General features: G+C 73.7%; 22 protein-coding genes and 1 pseudogene. 16 read left to right on the plus strand and 7 right to left on the minus strand.

Features of this window, described 5'->3' with window-relative positions:
* The 4 genes from ACTJK8_RS29800 to ACTJK8_RS29815 all read right to left on the minus strand — a co-directional run.
* A partial coding sequence (locus tag ACTJK8_RS29800; protein WP_440763010.1) for an NAD(P)-dependent oxidoreductase occupies positions 1-914 on the minus strand: 914 nt, incomplete at its 3' end.
* 88 nt (positions 915-1,002) lie between these two features.
* On the minus strand, positions 1,003-3,501 hold the full coding sequence (locus ACTJK8_RS29805) for a putative bifunctional diguanylate cyclase/phosphodiesterase (RefSeq protein WP_029361435.1): 2,499 nt from the start codon (positions 3,499-3,501) through the stop codon (positions 1,003-1,005).
* Entirely contained in the window at positions 3,491-4,912 is a 1,422-nt protein-coding gene (locus ACTJK8_RS29810) for a cytochrome P450 (RefSeq protein WP_116657032.1), read from the minus strand. The genes ACTJK8_RS29805 and ACTJK8_RS29810 overlap by 11 nt, the downstream gene beginning before the upstream one ends.
* A gap of 155 nt (positions 4,913-5,067) precedes the next feature.
* Complete coding sequence (locus tag ACTJK8_RS29815) at positions 5,068-5,922, minus strand: trypsin-like serine peptidase (protein WP_076730125.1); 855 nt, start codon at positions 5,920-5,922, stop codon at positions 5,068-5,070.
* A 368-nt stretch (positions 5,923-6,290) separates the two neighbouring features.
* On the opposite strand from ACTJK8_RS29815, the gene ACTJK8_RS29820 reads away from it, so the two are divergent.
* The 14 genes from ACTJK8_RS29820 to ACTJK8_RS29885 all read left to right on the plus strand — a co-directional run bounded on the left by ACTJK8_RS29820 (position 6,291) and on the right by ACTJK8_RS29885 (position 18,874).
* Complete coding sequence (locus tag ACTJK8_RS29820) at positions 6,291-8,174, plus strand: methanol/ethanol family PQQ-dependent dehydrogenase (protein ID WP_012321131.1); 1,884 nt, start codon at positions 6,291-6,293, stop codon at positions 8,172-8,174.
* Between the two features lie 159 nt (positions 8,175-8,333).
* Positions 8,334-9,242 carry a methanol oxidation system protein MoxJ gene (gene moxJ / locus ACTJK8_RS29825; protein WP_024828912.1) on the plus strand — a complete coding sequence of 303 codons (909 nt, stop codon included), beginning with the start codon at positions 8,334-8,336 and terminating at the stop codon, positions 9,240-9,242.
* Between the two features lie 133 nt (positions 9,243-9,375).
* Positions 9,376-9,963, plus strand: a complete 588-nt coding sequence (gene moxG, locus ACTJK8_RS29830; RefSeq protein WP_012321129.1) for a cytochrome c(L), periplasmic — start codon at positions 9,376-9,378, stop codon at positions 9,961-9,963.
* A gap of 86 nt (positions 9,964-10,049) precedes the next feature.
* The gene (locus ACTJK8_RS29835; protein WP_012321128.1) at positions 10,050-10,340 is read left to right on the plus strand and encodes a methanol dehydrogenase [cytochrome c] subunit; all 291 of its coding nucleotides are present in this window, start codon (positions 10,050-10,052) and stop codon (positions 10,338-10,340) included.
* A gap of 147 nt (positions 10,341-10,487) precedes the next feature.
* Positions 10,488-11,519: an AAA family ATPase gene (locus ACTJK8_RS29840; RefSeq protein ID WP_440763011.1), complete on the plus strand. Its 1,032-nt coding sequence runs from the start codon at positions 10,488-10,490 to the stop codon at positions 11,517-11,519.
* Positions 11,516-12,370: a DUF58 domain-containing protein gene (locus tag ACTJK8_RS29845; RefSeq protein WP_059409877.1), complete on the plus strand. Its 855-nt coding sequence runs from the start codon at positions 11,516-11,518 to the stop codon at positions 12,368-12,370. The genes ACTJK8_RS29840 and ACTJK8_RS29845 overlap by 4 nt, the downstream gene beginning before the upstream one ends.
* A 2-nt stretch (positions 12,371-12,372) precedes the next feature.
* On the plus strand, positions 12,373-13,326 hold the full coding sequence (locus ACTJK8_RS29850) for a hypothetical protein (protein ID WP_012321125.1): 954 nt from the start codon (positions 12,373-12,375) through the stop codon (positions 13,324-13,326).
* A gap of 4 nt (positions 13,327-13,330) precedes the next feature.
* Positions 13,331-14,425, plus strand: a complete 1,095-nt coding sequence (locus ACTJK8_RS29855; RefSeq protein WP_058607832.1) for a vWA domain-containing protein — start codon at positions 13,331-13,333, stop codon at positions 14,423-14,425.
* A complete protein-coding gene (locus ACTJK8_RS29860; RefSeq protein ID WP_116657030.1) occupies positions 14,422-15,051 on the plus strand; it encodes an MxaK protein in 630 nt (209 codons plus the stop codon). The genes ACTJK8_RS29855 and ACTJK8_RS29860 overlap by 4 nt, the downstream gene beginning before the upstream one ends.
* Positions 15,048-16,103, plus strand: coding sequence for a vWA domain-containing protein (locus ACTJK8_RS29865; protein ID WP_024828917.1), 1,056 nt, complete (start codon positions 15,048-15,050; stop codon positions 16,101-16,103). The genes ACTJK8_RS29860 and ACTJK8_RS29865 overlap by 4 nt, the downstream gene beginning before the upstream one ends.
* 8 nt (positions 16,104-16,111) lie before the next feature.
* Positions 16,112-16,696, plus strand: coding sequence for an SRPBCC family protein (locus tag ACTJK8_RS29870; RefSeq protein ID WP_440763012.1), 585 nt, complete (start codon positions 16,112-16,114; stop codon positions 16,694-16,696).
* An 8-nt stretch (positions 16,697-16,704) separates the two neighbouring features.
* Complete coding sequence (locus ACTJK8_RS29875) at positions 16,705-17,655, plus strand: YncE family protein (protein WP_024828919.1); 951 nt, start codon at positions 16,705-16,707, stop codon at positions 17,653-17,655.
* Entirely contained in the window at positions 17,652-18,185 is a 534-nt protein-coding gene (locus ACTJK8_RS29880) for a hypothetical protein (RefSeq protein ID WP_012321119.1), read from the plus strand. The genes ACTJK8_RS29875 and ACTJK8_RS29880 overlap by 4 nt, the downstream gene beginning before the upstream one ends.
* Positions 18,182-18,874 carry a response regulator transcription factor gene (locus ACTJK8_RS29885; protein ID WP_012321118.1) on the plus strand — a complete coding sequence of 231 codons (693 nt, stop codon included), beginning with the start codon at positions 18,182-18,184 and terminating at the stop codon, positions 18,872-18,874. The genes ACTJK8_RS29880 and ACTJK8_RS29885 overlap by 4 nt, the downstream gene beginning before the upstream one ends.
* 38 nt (positions 18,875-18,912) lie before the next feature.
* On the opposite strand, the gene ACTJK8_RS29890 is transcribed toward ACTJK8_RS29885, so the two are convergent.
* Positions 18,913-19,323: a hypothetical protein gene (locus ACTJK8_RS29890; RefSeq protein WP_058607828.1), complete on the minus strand. Its 411-nt coding sequence runs from the start codon at positions 19,321-19,323 to the stop codon at positions 18,913-18,915.
* 95 nt (positions 19,324-19,418) lie between these two features.
* Here ACTJK8_RS29890 and ACTJK8_RS29895 point away from each other — a divergent pair, with 95 nt between their 5' ends.
* On the plus strand, positions 19,419-19,715 hold the full coding sequence (locus ACTJK8_RS29895) for a hypothetical protein (protein ID WP_234740869.1): 297 nt from the start codon (positions 19,419-19,421) through the stop codon (positions 19,713-19,715).
* Between the two features lie 15 nt (positions 19,716-19,730).
* Here ACTJK8_RS29895 and ACTJK8_RS29900 read toward each other — a convergent pair whose 3' ends face one another.
* Positions 19,731-20,087, minus strand: coding sequence for a VOC family protein (locus tag ACTJK8_RS29900; RefSeq protein WP_116657025.1), 357 nt, complete (start codon positions 20,085-20,087; stop codon positions 19,731-19,733).
* 248 nt (positions 20,088-20,335) lie between these two features.
* Here ACTJK8_RS29900 and ACTJK8_RS29905 point away from each other — a divergent pair, with 248 nt between their 5' ends.
* Entirely contained in the window at positions 20,336-22,447 is a 2,112-nt protein-coding gene (locus ACTJK8_RS29905; protein WP_012321114.1) for a putative bifunctional diguanylate cyclase/phosphodiesterase, read from the plus strand.
* Positions 22,448-22,982: 535 nt separating this feature from the next.
* Here ACTJK8_RS29905 and ACTJK8_RS29910 read toward each other — a convergent pair.
* Positions 22,983-23,113: pseudogene (locus tag ACTJK8_RS29910) on the minus strand (porin family protein); the annotation flags it as partial.

Genomic DNA, 23,113 nt, shown 5'->3' on the forward strand with positions numbered 1-23,113 from the left:
ACGGCGGAGACGCGCACGTTCGATTCCCGGGTCACGCCGGCGATGTGGGGCGTCAGGATCAGGTTGGGCACGCCCGCGAACACGGCGCCGGCGGCCGGGTCGAGGGGCTCGCGCTCGAACACGTCCAGCGCCGCGCCGCCGAGATGGCCGGAGCGCAGCGCGGCGGCCACGGCCGCCTCGTCCACGATGCCGCCCCGGGCGGCGTTGATCAGGATCGCGCCCGTCGGCATCCGCGCCAGCGCCGCCGCGTCGATCAGGCCGCGGGTCGCGTCGGTGAGCGGCACGTGCAGCGAGAGCACGTCGCTGCCGGCGATCAGCGCGTCGAGGGCGGTCCGTTCCACCGGGCCCGAGGCCGGGGTCCAAGTCTGGGTCCAGGCCGGGTCGTCCGCGGCCACGAACGGGTCGTGGGCGGCGACCGCCATGCCGAGCGCCGCCGCCCGCCGGGCGGTCTCGCGGGCGATCGCGCCGAAGCCCACGAGGCCGAGGCGCTTGCCGGCGATCTCGCGGCCCATCAGGGCGTTGCGCGGCCACGCGCCGGCGGCGACGGCGGCGCTCGCCCCGTAGGCGCCGCGCAGGAGCAGCAGCGCGGAGGCGATGACGTACTCGGCGACCGCGCCGTCGTTGGCGCCGGTGGCCGGGTAGACCGCGATGCCGCGCGCCCGGCAGGCGGGGAGGTCGATGTTGTCGAGGCCGACGCCGAGGCGGCCGACGACCGTGAGGTCGCGGGCGGCGTCGAGCAGGGCGCCGCGGACCTGCGTCCGGTTGCGCACGATCAGGGCGTCGGCCCGGGCGGCGGCGGCGGCGAGGTCCTCCGGCCGGTCGACGAGGCCGGGATCGTACACCACGTCGAGGCCGGCGAGCTCGGCCGCGATCGCGGCCTCGTCCATGAACTCGCTGATGACGACCTTGGGCATGGCGCGCCTCTGTCCCGGTTCCGCGTGGTCGTCCCCCGCTAGAGCCGTTGGCACCCGCGTGGCAACCCGGATCCCGGCCCTGTCGCCCTCAGGCGACCGCGCGGACGGCCCGCTCCGCCGGGAGCGCCGTCCGGGGCAGGCGCTCGATCAGGCCGGGGATCTCCTCGGGCGGCCGCGCCGGGCTGTACAGGAAGCCCTGCGCGCTGTTGCAGCGCCGCAGCCGCAGGAGCTCGGCCTGCTGCTCGGTCTCGACGCCCTCCACCGTGACGTCGATGCGCAGGTCGCGGGCGATGACCATGATCGCCTCGATCACCGTCAGGCATTCGGGGCGGCTGCTCAGGTCGCGCACGAAGGCGCGGTCGATCTTGATCTTGTCGACCGGGAACTGCGTCAGGTAGCTCAGCGAGGAGTAGCCCGTCCCGAAATCGTCGAGGGCGATCCGCACCCCGAGCGCCCGCAGGGCGCGGAGATTGTCCAGCACGTGCGGCGTGTTGGCCAGGAAGATCGACTCGGTGATCTCGATCTCGAGGCGCTCCGCCGCCAGGCCGGTCTCGCTCAGCACCGCCGCGACGTCGGCGAAGAAGTCGGGCCGGCGGAAATGGACCGACGAGATGTTGACGGCGACGCGCAGGCGCGCCGGCCAGGTCAGCGCCTCCGCGCAGGCCCGCCGCAGGGCCCAGCGCCCGATCGCGAGGATGAAGCCCGTTCCCTCGGCGATCGGGATCAGCTCGGCGGGCGAGACGGGGCCGAGACCGGGCCGGGTCCAGCGCAGCAGCGCCTCGCAGCCCACCACCTGGCCGTCCTGCAGGCCGACCAGCGGCTGGTAGTGCAGCGCCATCTCGCCGTCCGCGAGGGCCTGCCGCATCGCCTCGTCGAGTTCGTGCCGGCGCTGGACGCGCACCTCCAGGTCGCGGTCGAAGCCCCGCCAGCGCCCCTTGCCGCCCTGCTTGGCGCTGTAGAGCGCGAGGTCCGCCTTCCGGAGCAGGTCCTCGGGCTCGGTCGCGTCCGCGGGGGCGCAGGCGATCCCGACGCTGACGCCGATCTCCGCCCGGACGCCGTCGATGAGGTAGGGCTCGCGCAGGACCCCGATCGTGGCCTCGGCCAGGGCCCGCGCGGCCGCGCCGTCCCGGCCGCGCTGCAGGATCGCGAACTCGTCGCCGCCGAGGCGGAACGCCTGCGCGTCGGCCGGGAGCAGCGCGCGCAGGCGATCGGCGACCTGCCCCAGCAGGGCGTCGCCGGCGGCGTGGCCGATGCTGTCGTTGACGGTCTTGAAGCCGTCGAGGTCGAGGTAGAGCAGGCTGACCGTCGCGTCCGGAGCCTGTGGCGAGGTCTGCGCGGCGGCCGCGCAGACCTCGGACGCGACGTCGTGGAACATGACCCGGTTCGACAGCCCGGTCATCGGATCCCGGGTGGCCAGGTAGGCGATGTGCGCTTCCGCCCGTCGGGCCTCCGTCACGTCGGAGCCGACACCCCGGAAGCCCGCGAAGCGCCCCTTCTGATCGAGGAACGGCTTGCCGCTCAGCCGGAGCCAGCGCCGGCCGGCCGGCGTGTCGACGGCGATGAGGTGCTGGTGGAAGGCGACGCCCCGCCGGAGGCGGTCCAGCAGGTCGGCGCTCTGATCGGCCTCGGGGGAGATCTCGGGCGAGATCTCGGGGGAGCCCTTGGGCGAGGCCTCGGCCCGGCCGGCGAGCAGCGCCGGGAACGAGGCGTGCTGGAGTGTCCGCACCGGGCAGGCCAGCACGTCCGCCATCCGGGTGGAGACGTGCTGGAACCGCCCGGTCCCGTCCGTCTCCCACAGCCAGTCGCTGGCATTCGCCTCGAAGGCGTTGAGCAGCAGCCCGATCGTCTCGCTCTGGTCCCCGACCCGCACGCGGTCGAGGATGCGCTGGCGCGACAGGCGGCTCATGCGCCTCACGCTCGTCACCACGAAGATCGCGTAGACCGCGAGCAGGAAGCCGAGGCTGAGCGCGACCGGCTCCCCGGACCGGGCCAGCCCGACGAAGCTGCCGACGATGACCGGGACCGCGAACAGGTACGAGACCGACAGGAGCGGGCCGACCACGTAGGCGTCCGAGATCAGGCCGGTCACGATGGCGACGACGAGCAGCCGCGCGTCGCCGCCGGAGGGGGCGAACAGCACGACCGGCAGGGTCGCCCAGGCGAGGCCCAGGGCGAAGGCCAGGCCGGCGGAGATCCGGCAACCCCACCGGACGGTGGCGGCCGAGGCGGTGTCGCCGTGGGTGCGCCAGTAGAGCCAGGTCGCGTAGGTCGCCGCCGCGATCAGCACCGCGACCACGGCGAGCAGGCCGAGGAGGTAGGTGTGCGAGGCCGAGCCCCAGAAGAAGTACGCGACGGCCAGCGCGATGATCAGGTGCGTCACCGCCGAGTAGGTGGCGAGCTTCAGCGTCTCGTCGAGGAGCCCCGCGCGCACCTGCAGGCGGTAGCGGTTCGGCAGCGCGTCGTCGGCGTCGGGACCGCAGAGGCGGCCGAGCAGCGATGCCGCGCGGCCCGGCCAGGATCTCCGCCGCGCGGTCGGCTCGATCGCGCCGGGCGGGCCGGACGCGTCCGCGGTCATGTCAGGCGACATGGCCGGCCCCGGGGCGGGGCGCGACCCTCATCGTCAGGCCGCCCTTGGGCCGCAGGGTCACGCGGAACTGCGCCGCCGGCATCTCGGCCGTCACCGGCCGGAGGCGGAAGGCGGGCAGCAGCGTCGCCAGGATGACGAGGCACTCGGTCAGGGCGAGGCTCATACCGATGCAGACCCGCGGGCCGGCGCCGAACGGCAGGTAGGCGTAGCGGTCGCGCGCGGCGGCCCGCTCCGGCGCGAAGCGGTCCGGGTCGAACGCCTCCGGCCGGTCCCAGAGCAGCGCGTGCCGGTGCAGGGCGTAGACCGGCACGTGGACCGACTGCCCGGCCGGCACGACCGTGTCCCCGAGCCGGACCGGGGCCCGTGTCCGCCGCACGATCAGCGGCGCCGGCGGATAGAGGCGCATCACCTCGAGGAGCACCTGGCGGGTGTAGGGGAGCCGGTCCGCGGCCTCGGGATCGGCGGCGAGATCGTCGCCGAGGCGCGCCATCTCGGCGACGACGCGCCGCTCCACCTCCGGGTGCTCGGCCAGGACCCGGAAGGTCCAGGCCAGCGCCAGGGCCGTGGTCTCGTGGCCGGCGGACACGAAGGTCAGCAGGTTGTCGACGAGGCTCGCCTCGGGGAGCGGCGCCCCGGTCTCCGGATCCCGCGCCTGCAGCAGGAGGCCGAGGAGGTCGGAGCCGGGCTCGCCGCGGGCCCGGCGGCGCGCGATCGTGCGGGCGACCTCGCCGCGCAGGTAGCGCACCGCCTCCGCCCCGGCCCGGGCTCCCGGATGCGGGACCCAGCCCGGGGCCCGCAGCATCTCCAGGGCGATCTTCCAGCTGGTCTGGCCGAGATAGGCGTCCATCGCGGCCCCGAAGGGCTCGACCTCCAGATGCGGATCGCCCGAGACCATCGTGGCGACGATGACGTCGAAGGCGGTGCGCATCATCTCGCGCAGGATGTCCCGCTCGGCCCCGGCCGGGTCGGCGTCGCGCCAGCGCGCCCGCGTCGCGGCGGCGGCCCGGGCCATGGCCGGCACGAAGCTCCGGACCCGGTCCGGGCGGAACATCGGGATCGCGGTCCTGCGCTGGCGGCGCCAGCGGGCTCCGTCCGCGGTGAGGACCCCCGCGCCGAGGGCGGGGGCCAGCGCCCGCAGCATGAACGGCTCCCGCTCCAGCGCCTCGGCCTGGTCGACCATCAGGCTGCGGATGTGGCCGGGATCGCAGACGTAGGTGGTCCGCTGGCCGAGGAAGCGGGTCGTCACCAGCGGTTGTGTGTAGATCTGCCGCGGCCAGGCCTCGATCAGGCTGCCCAGCATCGTGACGAGCACGGATGGCAGCGCGACCGCCTCGGCCACGCCCTCTGCCACGGCCGCCGCGAACGGCGGCCGTCCCGGCGCGCAGACCCTGAACGTTCCGACAGCGGGCATACCGGCTCCCTCGCGGGACCAGATTCGTGGCTCAACGTTAAGTTTTGCCGTGCCGGCGCATCGCCGTCGAGAACTTCGCCCGGGACAGGTCCGGAAATCGCCGCCTTGCTTACCGGGGGCTTACCGGAATTCCCGCGCAAGTCCGGCGGCCCGCGCTAGCGGTCCCGGGTCTCGAGGGCCCGAGCCTTGAGGGCCTCGTGGAGCCGGCCCTCGATCAGCAGCGCCGAGCCGTAGTGGAACTCGATGTCGAAGGCGTGCCGCTGGTTCATCGAGAGCGACGCGCTCTGCATCGCGATGAGACGGCCCTCCGCGTCGAACAGGCCCGAGCCCGATCCGCCGTAGCCGTCGTTGCAATCGTGGCGGGCGCGGCGGATCGCGCCCTCGCTCGGCGGATCGATCCGCCGGACGGCGCAGGATTCCCGGCTGCTCTGGCCCCGGTAGTTCTCGTGCCCGGCCGGTGAGACCATCGTCACCGGGAGCGTCAGGTCGCCGGTCGGAAGGGTGGGCGGGTCCGGGATCGGCTGCGGCCGCGCCTCGGCCGGCTCGGAGAGGCGCAGCAGCGCCCAGTCGTCGGTGATGTGCAGGCGCCGGGCCTCGGGCTCGACGCCGAGTTCCAGGACGTCGGGCACGAAGGCGTAGTTCCGGCCGGCGATCTGAAAGTAGCAATCGGCGACGGTTCGGGTGACCTCCAGTTGTCGATTGCGGAAATTGTGCGCGTTCATCAGCACGAGGGACCGGCTCCCGATCAGCCACGCGGCGGCGGCCTTCTGGGGGATCCCGTCCGGGCGCCGGCACCACAGGACGCCTGCGCCGGGAAAGCGGTCCAGGTCGGCCCCCGTCAGTTCGCGCCGCCCGTCCTGCTGATAGAGCGCCGCGAGACGGCGTTCCCCGCCGGTCCCGGGCGCCGGGGCCGGGGACGCCGGGCGGGCCGCCAGTCCAGCGGCGAGCCCGGCCGCGAGTCCGGCCGCCAGCGCCAGAGAGCGGGCCGCGCAGCCCGTGACACGACCCATGGCGTCCTCCCGGAACGGGTCGGCGGACGGCTCGGGGCCCGCACGCCCGCACATCGCTCCGGCCTGTCTGGGGTGAAGGCCGGCTCGCGGTCAAGGCCCGCGTGATCTTACCAGATCTCCGGTGTTCTGTTGCCGGATCATCCCGAAAAGAAATGTTTCGTTTTGCAAAGACACGCATTACAAGCCGTGCGAATAATCAAGCGGCGCACAACGATAATAAGTCTTTTATAAGCTCAGCGAATACTGGAAACAGCCCGGATATCGCGACGCTAGAGACGGATTTGTCGGTGAAAGTCGTGCCGCCGTCGAATGAACACCACGATGACTGTGAGGCCAAACGGCGTGGCAGTCCGGCGAGGAGACGCAGGATGATCAGGCTCCGGAATTCCGTCTCGGCATTGGCGATCATGGCGCTCGCGCCGGTCGCCATGGCGGGCGTGGCGCAGGCCAACGACAAGCTCATCGAGAAATCGAAGAGCGACGAGAACTGGGTGATGCCCGGTAAGAACTACGACTCGAACAATTACAGCGACCTGACGCAGATCAACAAGAGCAACGTCAAGCAGCTCAAGCCGGCCTGGACGTTCTCCACCGGCCTGCTCAACGGCCACGAGGGCGCGCCGCTCGTCGTCGACGGCGTCATGTACATCCACACCTCGTTCCCCAACAACACCTTCGCCCTCGGCCTCGACGATCCGGGCAAGATCCTCTGGCAGGACAAGCCCAAGCAGAACCCGGCCGCGCGCTCGGTGGCCTGCTGCGACCTCGTCAACCGCGGCCTCGCCTACTGGCCCGGCGACGGCAAGACCCCGGCGCTGATCCTCAAGACCCAGCTCGACGGCAACGTCGCCGCCCTCAACGCCCAGACCGGCGAGACGGTGTGGAAGGTCGAGAACTCCGACATCAAGGTCGGCTCGACCCTCACGATCGCCCCCTACGTGGTGAAGGACAAGGTGATCATCGGCTCCTCGGGCGCCGAGCTCGGCGTGCGCGGCTACCTGACCGCCTACGACGTCAAGACCGGCGCGCAGGTCTGGCGCGCCTACGCGACGGGCCCGGACGAGGACCTGCTGCTCGCCAAGGACTTCAACATCCACAACGCCCATTACGGCCAGAAGGGCCTCGGCACCGCGACCTGGGAGGGCGACGCCTGGAAGATCGGCGGCGGCACCAACTGGGGCTGGTACGCCTACGATCCGGGCACCAACCTGATCTACTTCGGCACCGGCAACCCGGCGCCGTGGAACGAGACCATGCGTCCCGGCGACAACAAGTGGACGATGACGATCTTCGGCCGCGACGCCGACACCGGCGAGGCGAAGTTCGGCTACCAGAAGACCCCGCACGACGAGTGGGACTATGCCGGCGTCAACGTGATGATGCTGTCCGACCAGAAGGACAAGGACGGGAAGATGAGGAAGCTCCTCACCCACCCGGACCGCAACGGCATCGTCTACACCCTCGACCGGACGGACGGCACGCTGGTCTCGGCCAACAAGATCGACGACACCGTCAACGTGTTCAAGTCGGTGGACCTGAAGACGGGCACGCCGGTGCGCGATCCGGAATACGGCACCCGGATGGACCACCTCGCCAAGGACATCTGTCCCTCGGCGATGGGCTACCACAACCAGGGTCACGATTCCTACGATCCGAAGCGGCAAGCCTTCTACATGGGCATCAACCACATCTGCATGGATTGGGAGCCCTTCATGCTGCCCTACCGGGCGGGTCAGTTCTTCGTCGGTGCGACGCTGAACATGTATCCGGGCCCGAAGGGTGACCGGCAGAACTACGAGGGCCTCGGCCAGATCAAGAGCTACAACGCCATCACCGGCAAGTTCAACTGGGAGAAGATGGAGCGCTTCGCGGTCTGGGGCGGCACCACCGCGACCGCCGGCGACCTCGTCCTCTACGGGACGCTGGACGGCTTCATCAAGGCGCGCGACTCCGACAACGGCGACCTCCTCTGGAAGTTCAAGCTGCCGTCGGGCGCCATCGGCTACCCGATCACCTACACCCACAAGGGCACGCAGTACGTCGCCATCTACTACGGCGTCGGCGGCTGGCCGGGCGTGGGCCTGGTGTTCGACCTCGCCGACCCGACCGCCGGCCTCGGCGCGGTGGGCGCCTTCAAGAAGCTCGCCAACTACACCCAGATGGGCGGCGGCGTGATGGTGTTCTCGCTGGACGGCAAGGGCCCGTACGACGACCCGAACGTCGGCGAGTACGCGCAGCACGCCGCCAAGTAACGGCCACCCGCACCCCGCCCGCATCCCGTCGGCCTCCGGCCGGCGGGGTTTCGGGATCGGATCCCGACGCGCGGGGGGCCCTCCGGCGCCCCGCCCGTCCCCGGACACGCCATCCGGACACGCCATCAAGAAACGCTTCGACAACAGGGATCAACGTCCATGCCGCGCCCGCGCGCCCGCATCCTGGCGGCCCGTCTCGCCGCCGTCCTGACGCTCGCCGCCCTGGCCGCCGGGCCGGTGGCGGCCCAGGAATCCGAGGCCCAGGCCATCCAGTCGGAGCCCGGCAAGGCCCCGCCCGCGCCGCCGGCCGACCCCGCGACCCTGCGGATCTGCGCCTCCGAGAAGCAGCCGCCGCTCTCGATGAAGGACGGCTCGGGGCTCGAGAACCGCGTCGCCGTCGCCGTCGCCGAGGCGATGGGGAAGAAGCCCGTCTTCGTCTGGCTCCCGAAGCCCGCGATCTACCTCGTCCGCGACGGCCTGGAGAAGCGGACCTGCGACGTGGTCGTCGGGCTCGACAGCGACGATCCGCGGGTGCTGACCACCCGGCCGTACTACCGGAGCGGCTACGTCTTCATCACCCGCGCCGACAAGGATCTCGACGTGAAGTCCTGGTCGGACCCGCGGCTCAAGACCCTCGACCACATGGTGGTGCCGTTCGGCTCCCCCGGCGAGGCGATGCTCAAGGATATCGGCCGCTACGAGGAGGACATGGCCTACCTCTACTCGCTGGTGAACTTCCGCTCGCCGCGCAACCAGTACACCCAGATCGACCCGGCCCGCATCGTCAGCGAGGTCGCCACCGACAAGGCCGATGTCGGCGTCGCCTTCGGCCCGGACGTGGCCCGCTACGTCAAGGAGTCCCCGACGCCCCTGCGCATGACGCTGGTCCCGGCCGACACGGTCGGCAGCGACGGCCGCAAGGTCCCGCAGGTCTTCGACCAGTCGATGGGCGTGCGCAAGGACGACGAGGCCCTGCGCAAGGCGCTCGACGCCGGGATCGAGAAGGCCCGGCCGGCGATCGCGGCGATCCTCAAGCAGGACGGGGTGCCGGTCGTCGCCTCGAACTGAGCTGCGCCCGCCCCGCCTCCGCCCGGCCCGGCGCGACCGGGCCGCCGACCGAGACACCGCGCCAGACACCGCCCCAGACATCGACCAGACGTCGCTCGCGACGTCGATCAGGACATCAGGACCCGCTCAACAGATGCTCATCGTACGTTCGGCCCGCGTCGCCCTTCTCACCCTCGCCGCGGCGATGCCCGTCGCGGCCCGCGCGCAGCCCCAGTCCGGCCCGCAGACCGGGATCGTCTTCCGCAACACCATCACCGGCGAGGCGATGGACACGGCCGAGGGCAAGCCGGGCGGGCGGGACACCCAGGCGGTCAAGACCTTCTTCCAGACCGGCAAGAATCTCTACATCGACGACAAGTCCTGCCTGCGCAACGGCGAGAGCCTGTTCCTGACCTCGTGCTCCGGCTGCCACGGCCATCTCGGCGAGGGCAAGGTCGGGCCCGGCCTCAACGACGATTACTGGACCTACCCGGCGAACACGACCGATGTCGGCCTGTTCTCGACCCTCTGGGGCGGCGCCAACGGCATGATGGGCCCGCACAACGAGGATCTCAATCCCGACGAGATGCTGCAGGTCATCGCCTGGATCCGTCATCTCTACACGGGTCCGGTGAAGGATGCCGAGTGGCTCACCGACGAGCAGAAGAAGACTTACAAGCCCTTCAAGGAGGGCGAGACCTTTGCCAAGGACGTGCCCGGCCAGTGCAAGCCGCTGGACTAGCCGCTCTCGGCAAGTCGCGCCCCGCGCGAGACGGGGCGAACCCACGGCCCGACCGGCCGCCCGAGGAAGAGACGGAGGAATCTACGATGCGCACAGTGATCACGGCGGCGATGCTGATCGCGGGGGCGGCCTTCGCGGTGCCGGCGCTGGCCTATGACGGGCAGACCTGCAAGGCGCCGGGCAATTGCTGGCAGCCGAAGCCCGGCTTCCCCGAGAAGGTCGCAGGGACCAAGTACGATCCCAAGCACGACCCGAAGGAGGTCAGCAAGCAGGCCGAATCCATCAAGCAGATGGAGGAGCGCAACAGGAAGCGGATCGAGAACGCCAAGAAGACCGGCAAGTTCGAGTACGACGTCGCCAAGATCTCGTCGAACTGATCGCGGCTGGTCCGACCGGCCCGGGGCCGGCCCGCGCCGCGGCGCCGGCCCGCAGCGACGCTCGGCACCGCGCGCCGCACCGACACGCCGCACCGTTACCCGGCGCCGCCGCTCCGGCGCCCCGCCCGACACCGCAGGCACCGCGTCATGAACACCCTCCGTCCCGGAGACACGATGCTCACCGACTGGCGGGCGGCGGCGGCCCGCTTCGAGGCGGAGGTCGCCAAGGCGGTTGTCGGGCAGGAGCGGGCGATCCGCCTCGCGACGATCGCGATCTTCGCCCGCGGCCACGTGATGCTCGAGGGCGATGTCGGCGTCGGCAAGACCACCCTGCTGCGGGCGGTGGCCCGGGCGCTGGGCGGCGCCTACGAGCGCGTCGAGGGCACGGTCGACATGATGCCGACCGACCTGATCTACCACACCTATCTTGGCCCCGACGGCCGGCCGCGAGTCGATCCCGGCCCGGTCCTGGCCCGGGCCGAGGATCTCTCGGTGTTCTTCTTCAACGAGATCAACCGGGCGCGGCCGCAGGTGCACGCCCTGCTGCTCCGGCTGATGGCCGAGCGCAGCGTCCAGGCCTTCGGCCGCACCTACACGTTCCCGAACCTGCAGGTCTTCGCCGACCGCAACCGCGTCGAGCGCGAGGAGACCTTCGAGCTCCCGGCCGCGGCCCGCGACCGCTTCCTGATGGAGATCGGGCTGGAGGCGCCCCGGGACGCGGCGGTGCGCCGGAGCCTGGTCTTCGACCCGCGCTTCCACGACACCGACGCCCTCGTCGGCGCGGTCGCGGAGGGCGTGCTCGACCACGCCCGGATCGGCGGCATCGCGGCCGCGATCCAGCACGCCGTCCGCGCGGAGCCGTCGATCGAGGCCTACGTGGTGGCCCTCTGGGACGCGCTGGTCCGCCCCGCGGAGGCCGGGATCCGGCTCCCGGGCCTCGACACCGCCACCCTCGTGCAGGGGGGCGCCTCGCCGCGCGGCGTTGCCTTCCTGGTGCGGGCCGCCCGGGTGCGGGCGTGGCTGGAGGGCCGCGACTGGCTGGTGCCGGAGGATGTGCGGGCGGTCTTCACCGAGGTGATGGCCCACCGGGTCTTCCTCGAGCCCGTCCACGAATTGCAGCGCGGCACGATCGTGCCGGCCCTGTGCCGGGCCGCGTTCGAGACGGTGCCGGCGCCGTGAGCGACCCGCGCACGGCCGACATCGTCTACCTGCCGCGCTGGCGGCCGCGCGGCAGCAGGGCCGGTCTCCACCGGGGGCGCGACGCCGGCGGCGCCGGCCCGTTCCGCGATCAGGTGCCGTTCCTGCAACTGCCGGATGCGCGCCGCATCGACCTGCGCGCGACGCTGCGCGACCCGTTCGAGGGCGTGCATGTCCGCCGCTTCGAGGCGCGGACCGCGGTCGAGACCTGGGTCCTGGTCGATCTCTCGGCCTCGATGGGCTTCCGCGGCACGGCCGACCGGGCGCGCCTCACGGGCGATCTCTGCCGGGCCCTGGCCGTCTCGGCGACCCGGATCAGCGACGGGTTCGGCCTGATCGGCTGCGACGAGACCCTGCGCGACGACCTCACCCTGCCCGCCACCCGCCACCGGGGCGCGGCCGTGGCCGCCGCCGAGCGGGTCGCGGGCGCGGAGCGGGCGGGGCGCGGCTGCGCCGGCATGCTCGAGGCCGCGCGGCGGCTCGCCGGGCGGCCGAAGCTCGTCTTCCTCGCCTCCGACTTCCGCTGGCCGGAGAGCCTGATCGCCCGGGTCTTCGCCGCCCTGGCGCCGCACGACACGGTGCCGATCCTGCTCGCCGACCCCGCCGAGGCGGAGGCGCTGCCGGCCTTCGGCCTCGTCGAACTCGACGATCTCGAGGGCGGCGGCCGCCGCGTGGTCCTGCTGCGCCCGAGCCTGCGCCGGGCCTGGATCGCCCGGGAGCGGGACCGGATCGCCGCCCTGGAGCGCGCCGCCGCGCCCTTCGCGCGCCGGGTCTTCCGGCTCGCCGGGCGCTTCGACGCCCAGGCGCTCACCCGCCACCTGCTGACGACCTGAGCATGGGCGCGCGCGGTCCCGCCCTCCTGCTGGCCGGCCTCCTCGCGGGCGTCCTGGCCGCGCCCCTCGCCCTGACGGCCGGCACGGCCGCCGCGCAGGTGCGCTCCGTCGAGGTGCGCAGCAAGCGGCCCTTCGGGATCTTCCTGGGCGACCTGGTCGAGGCGCAGGTGGAGATCCTGGCCGATCCCGACTTCCGGCTGCAGCGCGCGACGCTGCCCCGGCCCGGTCCGGTGACCTACTGGCTCGACCTGCGCGCCGTGGCGGTCGACGAGGCCCCGGTGGCCGGCGCCCGTCGGGTGCGCCTGCGCCTGACCTACCAGAGCTTCTACGCCGCCCTCGACGCCCGCACCCTGGAGGTGCCGGGCTTTCCCCTGACGCTGGCGAGCGAGGCGGCGACCGGCCTCACCACGGCCGCCGTCCAGGTGCCGGGCTGGAGCCTCGGCGTCTCGCCCCTGCGCGAGGTGCAGCCGCAGCGGCGCGAGGATCCGGCCGAGTACCTGCGCCCGGACGGAAGCGGCGGGCGGATCGATCCGGCACCGGACGTCGCGGCGGCGGCCGGCCTCGGCGCCCTCGCCGGCCTCGCGGCGCTGGCGCTGGCGCACGACCGCGCCTGGGGGCCGTTCCGGCAGCGGCCGGGCCGCCCCTTCGCGGCGGCGCTGCGCGCGCTCCGGCGGCAGGCGGGGGGCGAGCCCGATCAGGCCTACCGGGCGGCGCTGCTGGCCCTGCACCGGGGCCTCGACGAGACCGACGGAAGGCGGGTGCTGGCCGACGATCTCGGCGCCTTCCTGGCGCGGCACGGGGCCTTCCGGGGCCGGGCGGCGGAGCTCGCGCGCTTCTTCGAGGCCTCGCGCCTCGCCTTCTTCGGCGGCCAGCTGCCGGCCGCGCGCGCGGCCTGGCCGCTGTCCGAGGCCGAGGCGCTCCTGGCGCGCCTCGCGGCGGCGGAGCGGAGCGCGTGAGGCCGTGACCGATCTCCTCCCCCGCCTCGGCGCGACCGATCCCTGGGTCCTGTGGCTGCTGCCGCTGGCGCTGCTGCCGCTGGCCCGCTCGGCCCTGCGCCGGACGTCCGTGCCGGCGGTCGCCGCCGCGCCGGCAGACCCCCTCTCGGCCTGGCTCGGCCGCACGCTGACGCTCGCCGGCATCCTGGCCGTCGCCGGCCTCATCGCGGCCCTGGCGGGCCCCTACCGGACGGGCGCGCGGATCGAGCGCCTCGGCATCGGCGCGCAGGTCTCGCTGCTGATCGACCGCTCGGGGAGCATGAACGAGACCTTCGCGGGCCGGCAGCCCTCCGGCGCCGAGGAGTCGAAGGCCGCGGCCTCCCGGCGCCTCCTCGCCGATTTCGTCGGCGCGCGGGCGCACGACCTGTTCGCCGTGACGGCCTTCTCCACCGCGCCGATGCTGGTCATGCCGATGACCGACCGCCACGACGCCGTGCGGGCGGCGATCGCCGCCATCGACCGGCCCGGCCTCGACTACACCAATATCGGCCGGGGCCTCGGCATGGCCCTGTCGCAGTTCGGAGTCGATGTCGGCGCCTCGCGGGTGCTCCTGCTGGTCTCCGACGGCGCCGCGGTGATCGACCCGCGCGTCCAGGACCAGCTGCGCGCCGCCGTCGCGCGGATCCGGCCGAACCTGTACTGGCTGTTCCTGCGCACCAAGGGCTCGCCCGGCATCGCCGACCGGCCGGCCGGCGAGGACACGCCCCAGGCCGCGCCGGAGCGCCATCTCGACCTGTTCTTCAAGAGCCTCGGCGTGCCCTACCGCGCCTTCGAGGCCGAGGGCGCCGAGGCGGTGGCCGCCGCCATCCGGCAGATCGAGGCCCTGGAGCGGGACCCGATTCCCTACGTCGAGGAGCGCCCGCGCCGGGACCTGACCGGGCTCGCCGCCGCGCTCGCCGCGCTCGGCCTCGCCGGGCTCGTCCTCGCCAAGCTCGCGGAGGCGGACCTCGCGGAGGCGGACCTCGCGGGGGCGGACCTCGCGGGGGCGCCGGCGGATGCGGAGACCGCGGCGGAGACCCCGACGGAAGCCGCGGGCGCGGCGGCGCGGAGGGCGGCATGAGCGCCGGCGCCCTCCTCGACGGCCCGGCCCCGCGCCGCGCCGCCCGCGCCCGCCTCGGCGCCGCCGCGGCGTGGCGCCGGGTCCGGCCGGCCCTGCTGGTCGCCCTGCCGCTGGTCCTCGCGGCCGCCGCCCTGTGGTTCGCCGTCGCGGGCTGGAGCGCCGCGCGCGACGACGACCGGATCGCCGCCCTGGAGGCGGGCCGCGACCGGCCGGTCGACCCGGACGCGCGGCCGGCCCTGCTGACGGCGCGGATCGGCTTCCTCGCCGCCCGGGACCGTCTCGGCGAGACCGAGCCCCTCCTCGACGCCCTCGACCGCGCCGGCGCGGTGCGGGAGGCGGCCCGGGCGCGGTACGTCATCGGCAACGCGCGGATGCGGCAGGCCTTCGCGCTGATCGGCCGGGGCGACCTCGACAAGGCCGCGCCCCAGGTGACGCTGGCGCGGCAGGATTACCGCCGCGCCCTCCAGGCCCGGCCGGAGTTCTGGGACGCCAAGTACAACCTCGACGTCGCCTCGCGCCTCGTGCGCGACTACCCGGAATTCGACCGCAAGACCGGGGACGAGCTGCGCGCCGAGCCGAAAGCGATCTGGACCGACATCCCCGGCCAGCCGCGGGGCGGCCCGTGAGACCGCGGCGCGTCCTGCCCCCCGTCCTGCCCCCCCTCGTCGCCCGCAACCTGCGCGACGGGCGGTTCCGCGCCCTGGCGGCCGCCCTCGCGCTGGCGCTGGCGGCCCTGGTCGCCCCGCCGATCCCGTTCACCCGCACCGGCGTGTCGGTGCTGGCGGTGGTCGACATCACCGGCAGCATGGCGGTGCGCGACTATCCCGCCGCCGCCGGCTCCGTGAGCCGGCTCGAGACCGTCAAGGCGGCGCTGCGGGCGACGCTGCCCGACCTCCCCTGCGGCTCGCGGGTGGCGCTCGGCCTGTTCACCGACCGCAGGCCGTTCCTGCTGTTCACGCCGGTCGAGGTCTGCGCCGACTTCGCGCCGCTGGACGGCGCCATCGCGGCCCTCGACCCGCGCATGGCCTGGGAGGGGGACAGCCGCGTCGCGGCCGGCCTGTTCCGGTCGATCGCCATGGCGGGGGAGATCGACGCCGACCTCCTGTTCGTCACCGACGGCCAGGAGACGCCGCCCCTGCCCGCCTCCGGCGGCCCGACCTTCGACGGCAGGCCCGGCGCGGTGCGCGGGCTGATCGTCGGCGCCGGCGGCTACGGCCTGTCGCCGATCCCGCGCTTCGACGATCGCGGGCGCGAGACGGGCTTCCTCGGCGAGAGCGACGTCCAGCAGGAGAACCGCTCCGGGCCGCCCCCGGCCGACGCGGAATCGCGCGAGGGCTACAACCCGCGCAACGCCCCCTTCGGCGCCCAGGCGGCCCACGGCACCGAGCACCTCTCCGCGGTCCGCGAGCCCTACCTGAGGCGCCTCGCCGCCGAGACCGGCCTCGGCTACGTCCATCTCGACGGCCCGGGCGGCCTCGCCACCCCTCTGCGCGCCGCGGCGACGCCGCGCCCGCTGCCCGGCCGCCTCGACCCGCGGCCCGCCCTGCTGGCGGCGGCCCTGGGGCTGACGCTCCTGGCCCTCCTGGCGAGCCCCCTCGCCCGTGCCCTTCGCGCGCTCCGCGGGCGCGCGGCCCACCCTGCTCCAACCCCTGCTCCGACCGGAGCGATCAGGACCTGACCATGCGGATGCCCCTCGCCCTCGTCCCGGCCCTCGTCCCGGCCCTCGTCCCGGCCCTCGTCCCGGCCCTCGTCCCGGCCCTCGCCGTCCTCGGCCTCGCCGGCGCGGCGCTGGCCCACGGGCCGACGCCGCAGAAGATCGACCAGTCGATCACCATCCAGGCGCCCCCGGACGCGGTCTGGAAGGTGGTGGGCGATTTCGGCGGTATCGGGCGCTGGCACCCCGACGTGGCCAAGGCCGAGGCCAGCGGCGGCAATGTCGAGGGCACGACCCGCCGGGTGACCCTCAAGGCCGGCGGCACCCTGGTCGAGGGGCTGGACGAGTGGCTGGCCGACGGCCGGACCTACTCGTACCGGATGTCCGACCCGGACCTGAAGGCGCTCCCGGTCTCCTCCTACTCGGCGACGCTCACCGTGACCCCCGACGGGACCGGCTCCAAGGTGTCGTGGATCGGCCGCTTCTACCGGGGCGACACCGGCAACGAGCCGCCGGAGAACCTCAGCGACGAGGCCGGGCGCGCGGCGATGAACCGCTACTTCGCGGACGGGCTCAAGGGCCTGAAGGCGGCCGTCGAGGGCCGGACAACCCATTGAGGCCCCGCATGCGCCACCTCCGGCTGATCGCGACGCTCGCGGTCGCGGTCGCGGCCGGGATCGGCGCTGGGACCAGTGTCCCGTCCGCGGCCGGCGGCCCGGTCTGGGTCGTCAGCCAGCAGGGGGCCGAGCTGGCGCGGGTCGAGGCCGGGACCGTGGCCGGGCGGATCCCGCTCGGGCCGGCGCCGGTGGCGGCGGCGGCCGACCGGGCCGGCCGCCTCTACCTGACCCACCCCGACGGGCGCGCCGTCACCGTCGTCGCGCCCGGCGAGCCGCCCCGCCGCCTGCCCGTCCCCGGGCAGGCCTTCGGCCTCGCGGTGAGCCCGGACGGCGCCCGCCTGTACGTCGGCGACTGGTCGGGCGACCGCGTCCTGCGGATCTGCGCGGCGACCGGCGCCGTCGAGGGCGCCGCGGCGGTGGGCCGCGACCCGGCCCACCTCGTCCTCGACCGGCGCGGGCGGCTCTACGTCGCCGATCGCGAGAGCCGTCAGGTCAGCGTGATCGACACCGGGACCATGGCCCGCGTGGCCGTGGTCCCGACCGGCGAGGCGCCCTTCGCCCTGGCGCTCGCTCCGGACGAGGCGAGCCTCTACGTCGCCAATGTGCGCAGCGGCGACCTCACGGTGATCGACACGGCGACGCTGCGGGCCCGCGCCACGGTTCCGGCCGGCCGGATGCCCTACGGCGTGGCGGTCACCGGGGACGGCAGCCGCATCCTGGTCACCAACCAGCACGCCGCCGCCGTGACGGTGATCGACGCGGCCCGGCTCGAGATCGTCGCCACCGTGGCGGTGGGCCCCTATCCCGAGGGCATCGCGGTGGCCGGTCCGCTTGCCTACGTGGCGAACTGGTTCTCGGACGACGTCTCGGTGATCGATCTCGCCACGTGGCGCGAGACGGCGCGCATCAAGGTGGCGGAGGGGCCGCGCACGGTCCTGGCGGGGGAGCCCGCGCGATGAGACGGGCCGGCCGCATCGGGATCGCGTCCGGCCTGGTCCTGCTGGCCCTCGGCGCCTGCGACCGCGGGGCGGACGAGCGCGCCGACGCGCGCGCCGACGAAGCCGGGGCGGTGGTGGCCACCACCGCCGAGGGCACCCTGCCGGCCTGGCTCGCGCCGACCGACGGGACCGACCCGGCCCGCTGGCTCGCGGGCCGCGAGGCCGGGACGGCCCTGCCGGCCGACGATCCCCGGGTGCGCGCGATGGCGACGGCGCTGGCTGGAGCCCGCGACGGCTTCATCGAGGACCCGCGCATGATCGCCAACCGCACCGTCCAGCTCGGCCAGATGCTGGCCGAGGCCGGCACCGGCGAGGGCTACGGCGCGATCCTCGACGGTCTCGGCGGCATCGCGGCGGAACGCGGCCGCCGCAAGAGCCTCTACGGCGAGATGTGCCAGCACTACTACAACGCCCGGATGCAGGGGGCCGACCACGCGGCCGCGCTGGCCCGCCTCGCCGCCCCGCACCCGGCCCGCGAGGGGACGCCGTGAGCGCCGCCCGGGCCTCGGCCGACCGCCCGGCGGGGCGGGACGGTCCGCGCGGTCTCGACGCGGTGCTGATCGTCGACGACCACCCGGTCGTGCGGCGCGGCTTCCGCCACCTCGCGGAGGATGCCGGCGTCCGGGCGGTCCACGAGGCCGCGGACGTGGTGTCCGGCTACCGCACCTTCCACCGCCACCGGCCCGGGCTGGTGGTGACCGACCTCGGCTTCCGCGACCAGGGCCTGTCGGGCCTGTCGCTGATCCGCCGGGTGCGGGCCCTGGAGCCGGCGACGCGGATCCTCGCCTTCAGCATGCACGACGACCCGGTGATCGTCGCCCGCGCCATCGAGGGCGGGGCGCACGGCTTCGTCCTGAAGGACACGGCGGTGACGCGCTTTCACGAGGCGCTGGCGACCGTCTCGGCCGGCCGCAGCTACCTGCCGCACGAGGTCGCGACCAAGATCGCGATGCTGAATGCCGGGCTCCTGGAATCGCCCCTCGCGCGCCTGACCGCGCGGGAGGTTCAGGTCCTGTCGCTGCTGGGGGCGGGCAAGTCCAACGAGGCGATCGCCGACAGCCTGTCGATGAGCCAGCGCAGCGTGTCGGCCGTCGTCTCGGGCATGAAGCAGAAGCTCGGCGCCGGCAGCCTCGCCGACCTCCTGCGTATCGCCCTGTCGCGGGACGGGCGCCCGGTGTGAGGACGGCCGCCGTCAGCGCCGCATACAGCGGGCCGGGGCTACCGCGGCACGACCAGGCCGGGAATGATCGATCCCTGCGGCCCGAACGTCGCCTCGGCCTTCCGGCAATTGGCCGCGACGTCCTTCTGGTAGGCCGCGATGTAGCGGGTCGCGGTCAGGTGCAGGTCGCCGGTCTCCAGGCTCGCGGCATCGACGCCCAGGGCCTCGACGGTCTGCTTGAGGCGCGCGGGATCGCTCCGCAGGCCGGGGCATTCGAGGTTCACGAAGCCGGCGAGCCCCGCGAGCTTCGCCGCCTGATTGCGCCGCGGATCGGCGGCCGCGGGGTCCTGCGCCTGCATCGGGGGCTGTGCCTGGGGCTGAGGCTGCGCCGCGGTCTGCGCCTGAGCGTGTGCCGTCAGAAGACCCAGGAGGCCGGCCGAGACCAGGCCGGAAAGACGGACCGCGCGCATCGCTTCTCCCATCCCGTCGCAAGAGCAGCGCGTCCGTCGACCGTCACCGCTGCGCAGAGTCACGCAGTTCTACGCCGCAGGATCGGAGATTTACAATGCAGACCAAGCTTATAATCGTCTTAGTGGCCCTGGCGTGCGCGACCCTGCCGGCGGACGCCGCCCGCCTGACCGTGGACGACAAGGCCTCGCTGTGGCCGCGGGCGAGCGCGACCGACAAGATCGATTTCTCGACCCGGATGGGCCGGGCCTTCCACACGCTGTCGCCCAAGCTGGACGCGGCGTACTTCATGCGCTGTCTGGAGGAGACCGCCAATATCGGGGACACCAAGGATTTGCGGCTCGAGGAGATGGTGCGGACCTGCATCTCCCTCGTCCGGGACGAGGCCGAGTGAGCCGCCGGCCCGGCCTCACGCGAGATGGGCGACGATGTTGACCAGCCGGTCGAAGGGGTCGCGGACGTAGAACCGCTCCACGCCCCAGGGCTCCCGGGCCGGGCCGTACAGCACGGGCAGGCCGGCCCGCCTCACGCGGGCGAGGATGTCCGCCAGGTCGTCGACCTCGACCGAGATGTCGGGAACCGGCGTGCCCGAGCCGCCCGCGCTGGCCACGCTGATCTGCGGCGTCGCCGACATCCCGGGGGCCGCGAAGGTCAGGATCCAGCCGTGATCCATGACCACCTCCAGGCCGAGCACGTCCGCGTAGAAGGACCGCGCCGCCTCGACCTGCGTCGCCCGGATGTTGGTGACGATCCGCCTCACGGCCATGGCCCGGTCCCCGCTGCGCGCCGCCCCATCAGAGGGCTCCGCGGACGGTCCGGCAAGGGCCGGGACGGCGCGCCGGGAGCCCGTGTCCCGACCACGCCGCGGTTCGCCGCCCGGAAATGCACGCAGCGATTGAACACAGGTCCTCCGGAAAGAATCCGGAAAGCTCCCCGATGGTACCGTCCGCGCCGGTGGGAGCTCGCACCGTCCAGCAGAATGTTCGCTCAGGCGGACGATTGGGATCCCCGGGTATGAACAGTGGGACGGTCGCGCTGCGGGAGAAGGCGAAGCTCCTCGACACCGTTCTCGACGCCATGGATCAGGGGCTGATGATGATCGACGCCGACGGCGTCGTTCAAGTCTGTAATGCCCGCGCCCTGGCGCTGCTCGACCTGCCGCTGGCCCTGATGCGGTCCCGCCCGACCTTCGAGGCCGTCCGGCAATACCAGATCGCGCAGGGGGAGTTCGGGAAGGCGAGCGAAGCCCTGCAGCGCTGGGTCGCCGACAGCGGCCTGGAGCGCCGCGCCCACACCTACGAGCGCGAGCGCCCCAACGGGACCGTGCTGGAGATCCGCACCGTGCCGCTGCCCGACGGCGGGGCGGTGCGGACCTTCACGGACATCACCGCGCGCAAGCGGGCCGAGGAGACGCTGCAGGTCAGCGAGACGCGCCTCGCCCTGGCGCAGGACGCGGGCAGCGACGGGCTCTGGGACTGCGATCTCACGACCGGGGAGGCGTGGTCCTCCGACCGCTGGTGGGGGGTTCTGGGCTACGAGCCCGGCGAACTGGCGAGCCACGCGCGGACGTGGCGGGCGCTGCTCCACCCGGAGGATGCGGGCGCGGCCGAGCGGGCCCTGGTCGAGCACCTGAGCGGGCGGGCGCCGACCTACGCGTCCGAGCATCGCATGCGCCGCAAGGACGGCTCCTGGGCCTGGATGATGACGCGCGGCAAGGTGGTGGCGCGCGCCGCCGACGGCCGCGCGCTGCGCTTCATCGGCACCCAGATCGACATCACCGCGCGCAAGGCCGCCGAGGGGCAGGTCGCCCACATGGCGCGCCACGACGGCCTCACCGACCTGCCCAACCGCGCCCTGTTCTACGAGCGGCTGGAGATCCGGCTCGCCGACCTGCACCTGAACGGCGGCGCCTGCGCGGTGCTGTGCCTCGACCTCGACCGCTTCAAGACCGTCAACGACAGCCTCGGCCACGCGGCCGGGGACTTCCTGCTCCGGGCGGTGGCCCATCGGATCCGCGCGGTGCTGCGGGCCGACGACATGGTGGCGCGCCTCGGCGGCGACGAGTTCGCCGTGCTGGTGGCCGATGCGGACGACCCCGCCCGCGCGGAGACCTTGGCGGCCCGCCTGATCGCGGCCGTCCAGGCGCCGATCCCCTTCGGCAAGCGGCGGCTGAAGGTGGGCCTGAGCGTCGGCATCGCCCAGGCGCCCAGCCACGGCTTCGACAGCGAGACGCTGTTCCGCCGCGCCGATCTCGCCCTCCACCGGGCGAAGACCGAAGGCCGGAACACCCACCGGGTGTTCGAGCCCGCGATGGACGAGGCCGAGGCGGCCCGGCGCGACCTGGAGCGCGACCTGCGCCAGGCGATCGAGGGCGACGAGCTCATCCTGTACTATCAGCCGCAGGTGAGTACCGGCACCGGCCGGCTGCTCGGGTTCGAGGCGCTCGTGCGCTGGGAGCATCCGACCCGCGGCCTCGTGCCGCCGAATGCCTTCATCCCCCTGGCGGAGGAGAGCGGGCTGATCCTGCCGCTGGGCGAGTGGGTGCTCCGCGCCGCCTGCCGGGAGGCGGCCCGCTGGGCGCACCCGCTGAAGGTCGCGGTGAACCTGTCGCCGCGCCAGTTCCAGCAGGCGGATCTGCCCGAGCGCGTCCTGGCCATCCTGACCGAGACGGGCCTGGCGCCGACGCGGCTCGAACTCGAGATCACCGAGACCCTGATCATCAACGACATGGCGCGGGCGCTCGGCATCCTGCGCCGTCTGAAGGCTTTCGGCGTGTCCATCGCGATGGACGATTTCGGCACCGGCTACTCGTCGCTCGCGACGCTGCAGGCCTTCCCCTTCGACAAGATCAAGATCGACCGGTCCTTCGTGGGCCATGTCGAGGTCAGCCCGCAGGCGGCGGTGATCGTGCGGGCGGTTCTGGGGCTCGGCCGCAGCCTCGGGATGAGCGTCGTGGCGGAGGGCGTCGAGACGGACGCGCAGATGCGCTTCCTGGCCGCGGAAGCGTGCGACGAGGCCCAGGGCTACCTGATCAGCAAGCCGCAGCCGATCGAGCGGTTCGCCGAGCAGATCGACGCGCCCGAGACCTTCGTGCCGCCCGGCCGCCCCGACGCGGCCGTCGCCTGAGGCGCGCCGCGCCGCTCCGGCGGCCGGACGACAGCCTGAACGCCCGGACGATCGTCGCGGTCGCGGCGCGGGCCCCGGCGGCGGCCGTGCCGCCGCCTCTGTGGCACGGCCGCGACACCCGCCGCCGACGGCCTGTGGATGGCGCGCCCTGCCCCCGATCCGTCAAGGTTCGGATGCCAGCGTGACCGCGCACCTCCGATCCGGCTCCCTCAGCTCCGCCATCCCATGTTCGCACAGCCCCACGCCCTCATCCTCCGCCATCGCGAGCGCGCCGCCGTGCTCATCTCCTCCGCGCTGTTCCTGGCGGGCGCCCTGCCGCTCTTCTGGGCGATCGGCTGAGGCCCGAGCGCGGGCCGGCAGGACGTCTGGCGGCCGCGAGCCGTCGACCTTCCGCGTCGCCGCGCTCGCGAGCACCGGCGGCGCCGGGCCGCGATCCGGCCGCCCCGAACGGCGACGGGGCCGCCTCCTCTCGGAAGCGGCCCCGCGCGTGTTCGGTCCGGCGCGACGGTCGCGATGCGACCGTCGCGGTGTGGTCTCAGTACGAGCCGAACTTGTAGTTCAGGCCGGCGCGGACGACGGCGAACTCGTCGGAGCGGCGGCCGATGCCGCTGTAGACGACCGGGAAGTTGTTGGCGGCGTTGATGACGAACGCGCCCTGGTTGCGGG

It is taken from the genome of Methylobacterium sp. 22177, assembly GCF_052045615.1.
GTDB lineage: Bacteria > Pseudomonadota > Alphaproteobacteria > Rhizobiales > Beijerinckiaceae > Methylobacterium > Methylobacterium radiotolerans.

What these genes read in the sequence shown, in the direction of transcription:
- ACTJK8_RS29815 (WP_076730125.1), bottom strand. Translation starts at nt 5,922, where the DNA reads ATGGGTCGTGTCACGGGCTGCGCGGCCCGCTCTCTGGCGCTGGCGGCC.
- ACTJK8_RS29820 (WP_012321131.1), top strand. Translation starts at nt 6,291, where the DNA reads ATGATCAGGCTCCGGAATTCCGTCTCGGCATTGGCGATCATGGCGCTC.
- moxG (WP_012321129.1), top strand. Translation starts at nt 9,376, where the DNA reads ATGCTCATCGTACGTTCGGCCCGCGTCGCCCTTCTCACCCTCGCCGCG.
- ACTJK8_RS29895 (WP_234740869.1), top strand. Translation starts at nt 19,419, where the DNA reads ATGCAGACCAAGCTTATAATCGTCTTAGTGGCCCTGGCGTGCGCGACC.
- ACTJK8_RS29880 (WP_012321119.1), top strand. Translation starts at nt 17,652, where the DNA reads ATGAGACGGGCCGGCCGCATCGGGATCGCGTCCGGCCTGGTCCTGCTG.
- ACTJK8_RS29805 (WP_029361435.1), bottom strand. Translation starts at nt 3,501, where the DNA reads ATGTCGCCTGACATGACCGCGGACGCGTCCGGCCCGCCCGGCGCGATC.
- ACTJK8_RS29840 (WP_440763011.1), top strand. Translation starts at nt 10,488, where the DNA reads ATGAACACCCTCCGTCCCGGAGACACGATGCTCACCGACTGGCGGGCG.
- ACTJK8_RS29905 (WP_012321114.1), top strand. Translation starts at nt 20,336, where the DNA reads ATGAACAGTGGGACGGTCGCGCTGCGGGAGAAGGCGAAGCTCCTCGAC.
- ACTJK8_RS29810 (WP_116657032.1), bottom strand. Translation starts at nt 4,912, where the DNA reads ATGCCCGCTGTCGGAACGTTCAGGGTCTGCGCGCCGGGACGGCCGCCG.
- ACTJK8_RS29890 (WP_058607828.1), bottom strand. Translation starts at nt 19,323, where the DNA reads ATGCGCGCGGTCCGTCTTTCCGGCCTGGTCTCGGCCGGCCTCCTGGGT.
- ACTJK8_RS29900 (WP_116657025.1), bottom strand. Translation starts at nt 20,087, where the DNA reads ATGGCCGTGAGGCGGATCGTCACCAACATCCGGGCGACGCAGGTCGAG.
- ACTJK8_RS29875 (WP_024828919.1), top strand. Translation starts at nt 16,705, where the DNA reads ATGCGCCACCTCCGGCTGATCGCGACGCTCGCGGTCGCGGTCGCGGCC.
- ACTJK8_RS29835 (WP_012321128.1), top strand. Translation starts at nt 10,050, where the DNA reads ATGCGCACAGTGATCACGGCGGCGATGCTGATCGCGGGGGCGGCCTTC.
- moxJ (WP_024828912.1), top strand. Translation starts at nt 8,334, where the DNA reads ATGCCGCGCCCGCGCGCCCGCATCCTGGCGGCCCGTCTCGCCGCCGTC.
- ACTJK8_RS29860 (WP_116657030.1), top strand. Translation starts at nt 14,422, where the DNA reads ATGAGCGCCGGCGCCCTCCTCGACGGCCCGGCCCCGCGCCGCGCCGCC.
- ACTJK8_RS29850 (WP_012321125.1), top strand. Translation starts at nt 12,373, where the DNA reads ATGGGCGCGCGCGGTCCCGCCCTCCTGCTGGCCGGCCTCCTCGCGGGC.
- ACTJK8_RS29870 (WP_440763012.1), top strand. Translation starts at nt 16,112, where the DNA reads ATGCCCCTCGCCCTCGTCCCGGCCCTCGTCCCGGCCCTCGTCCCGGCC.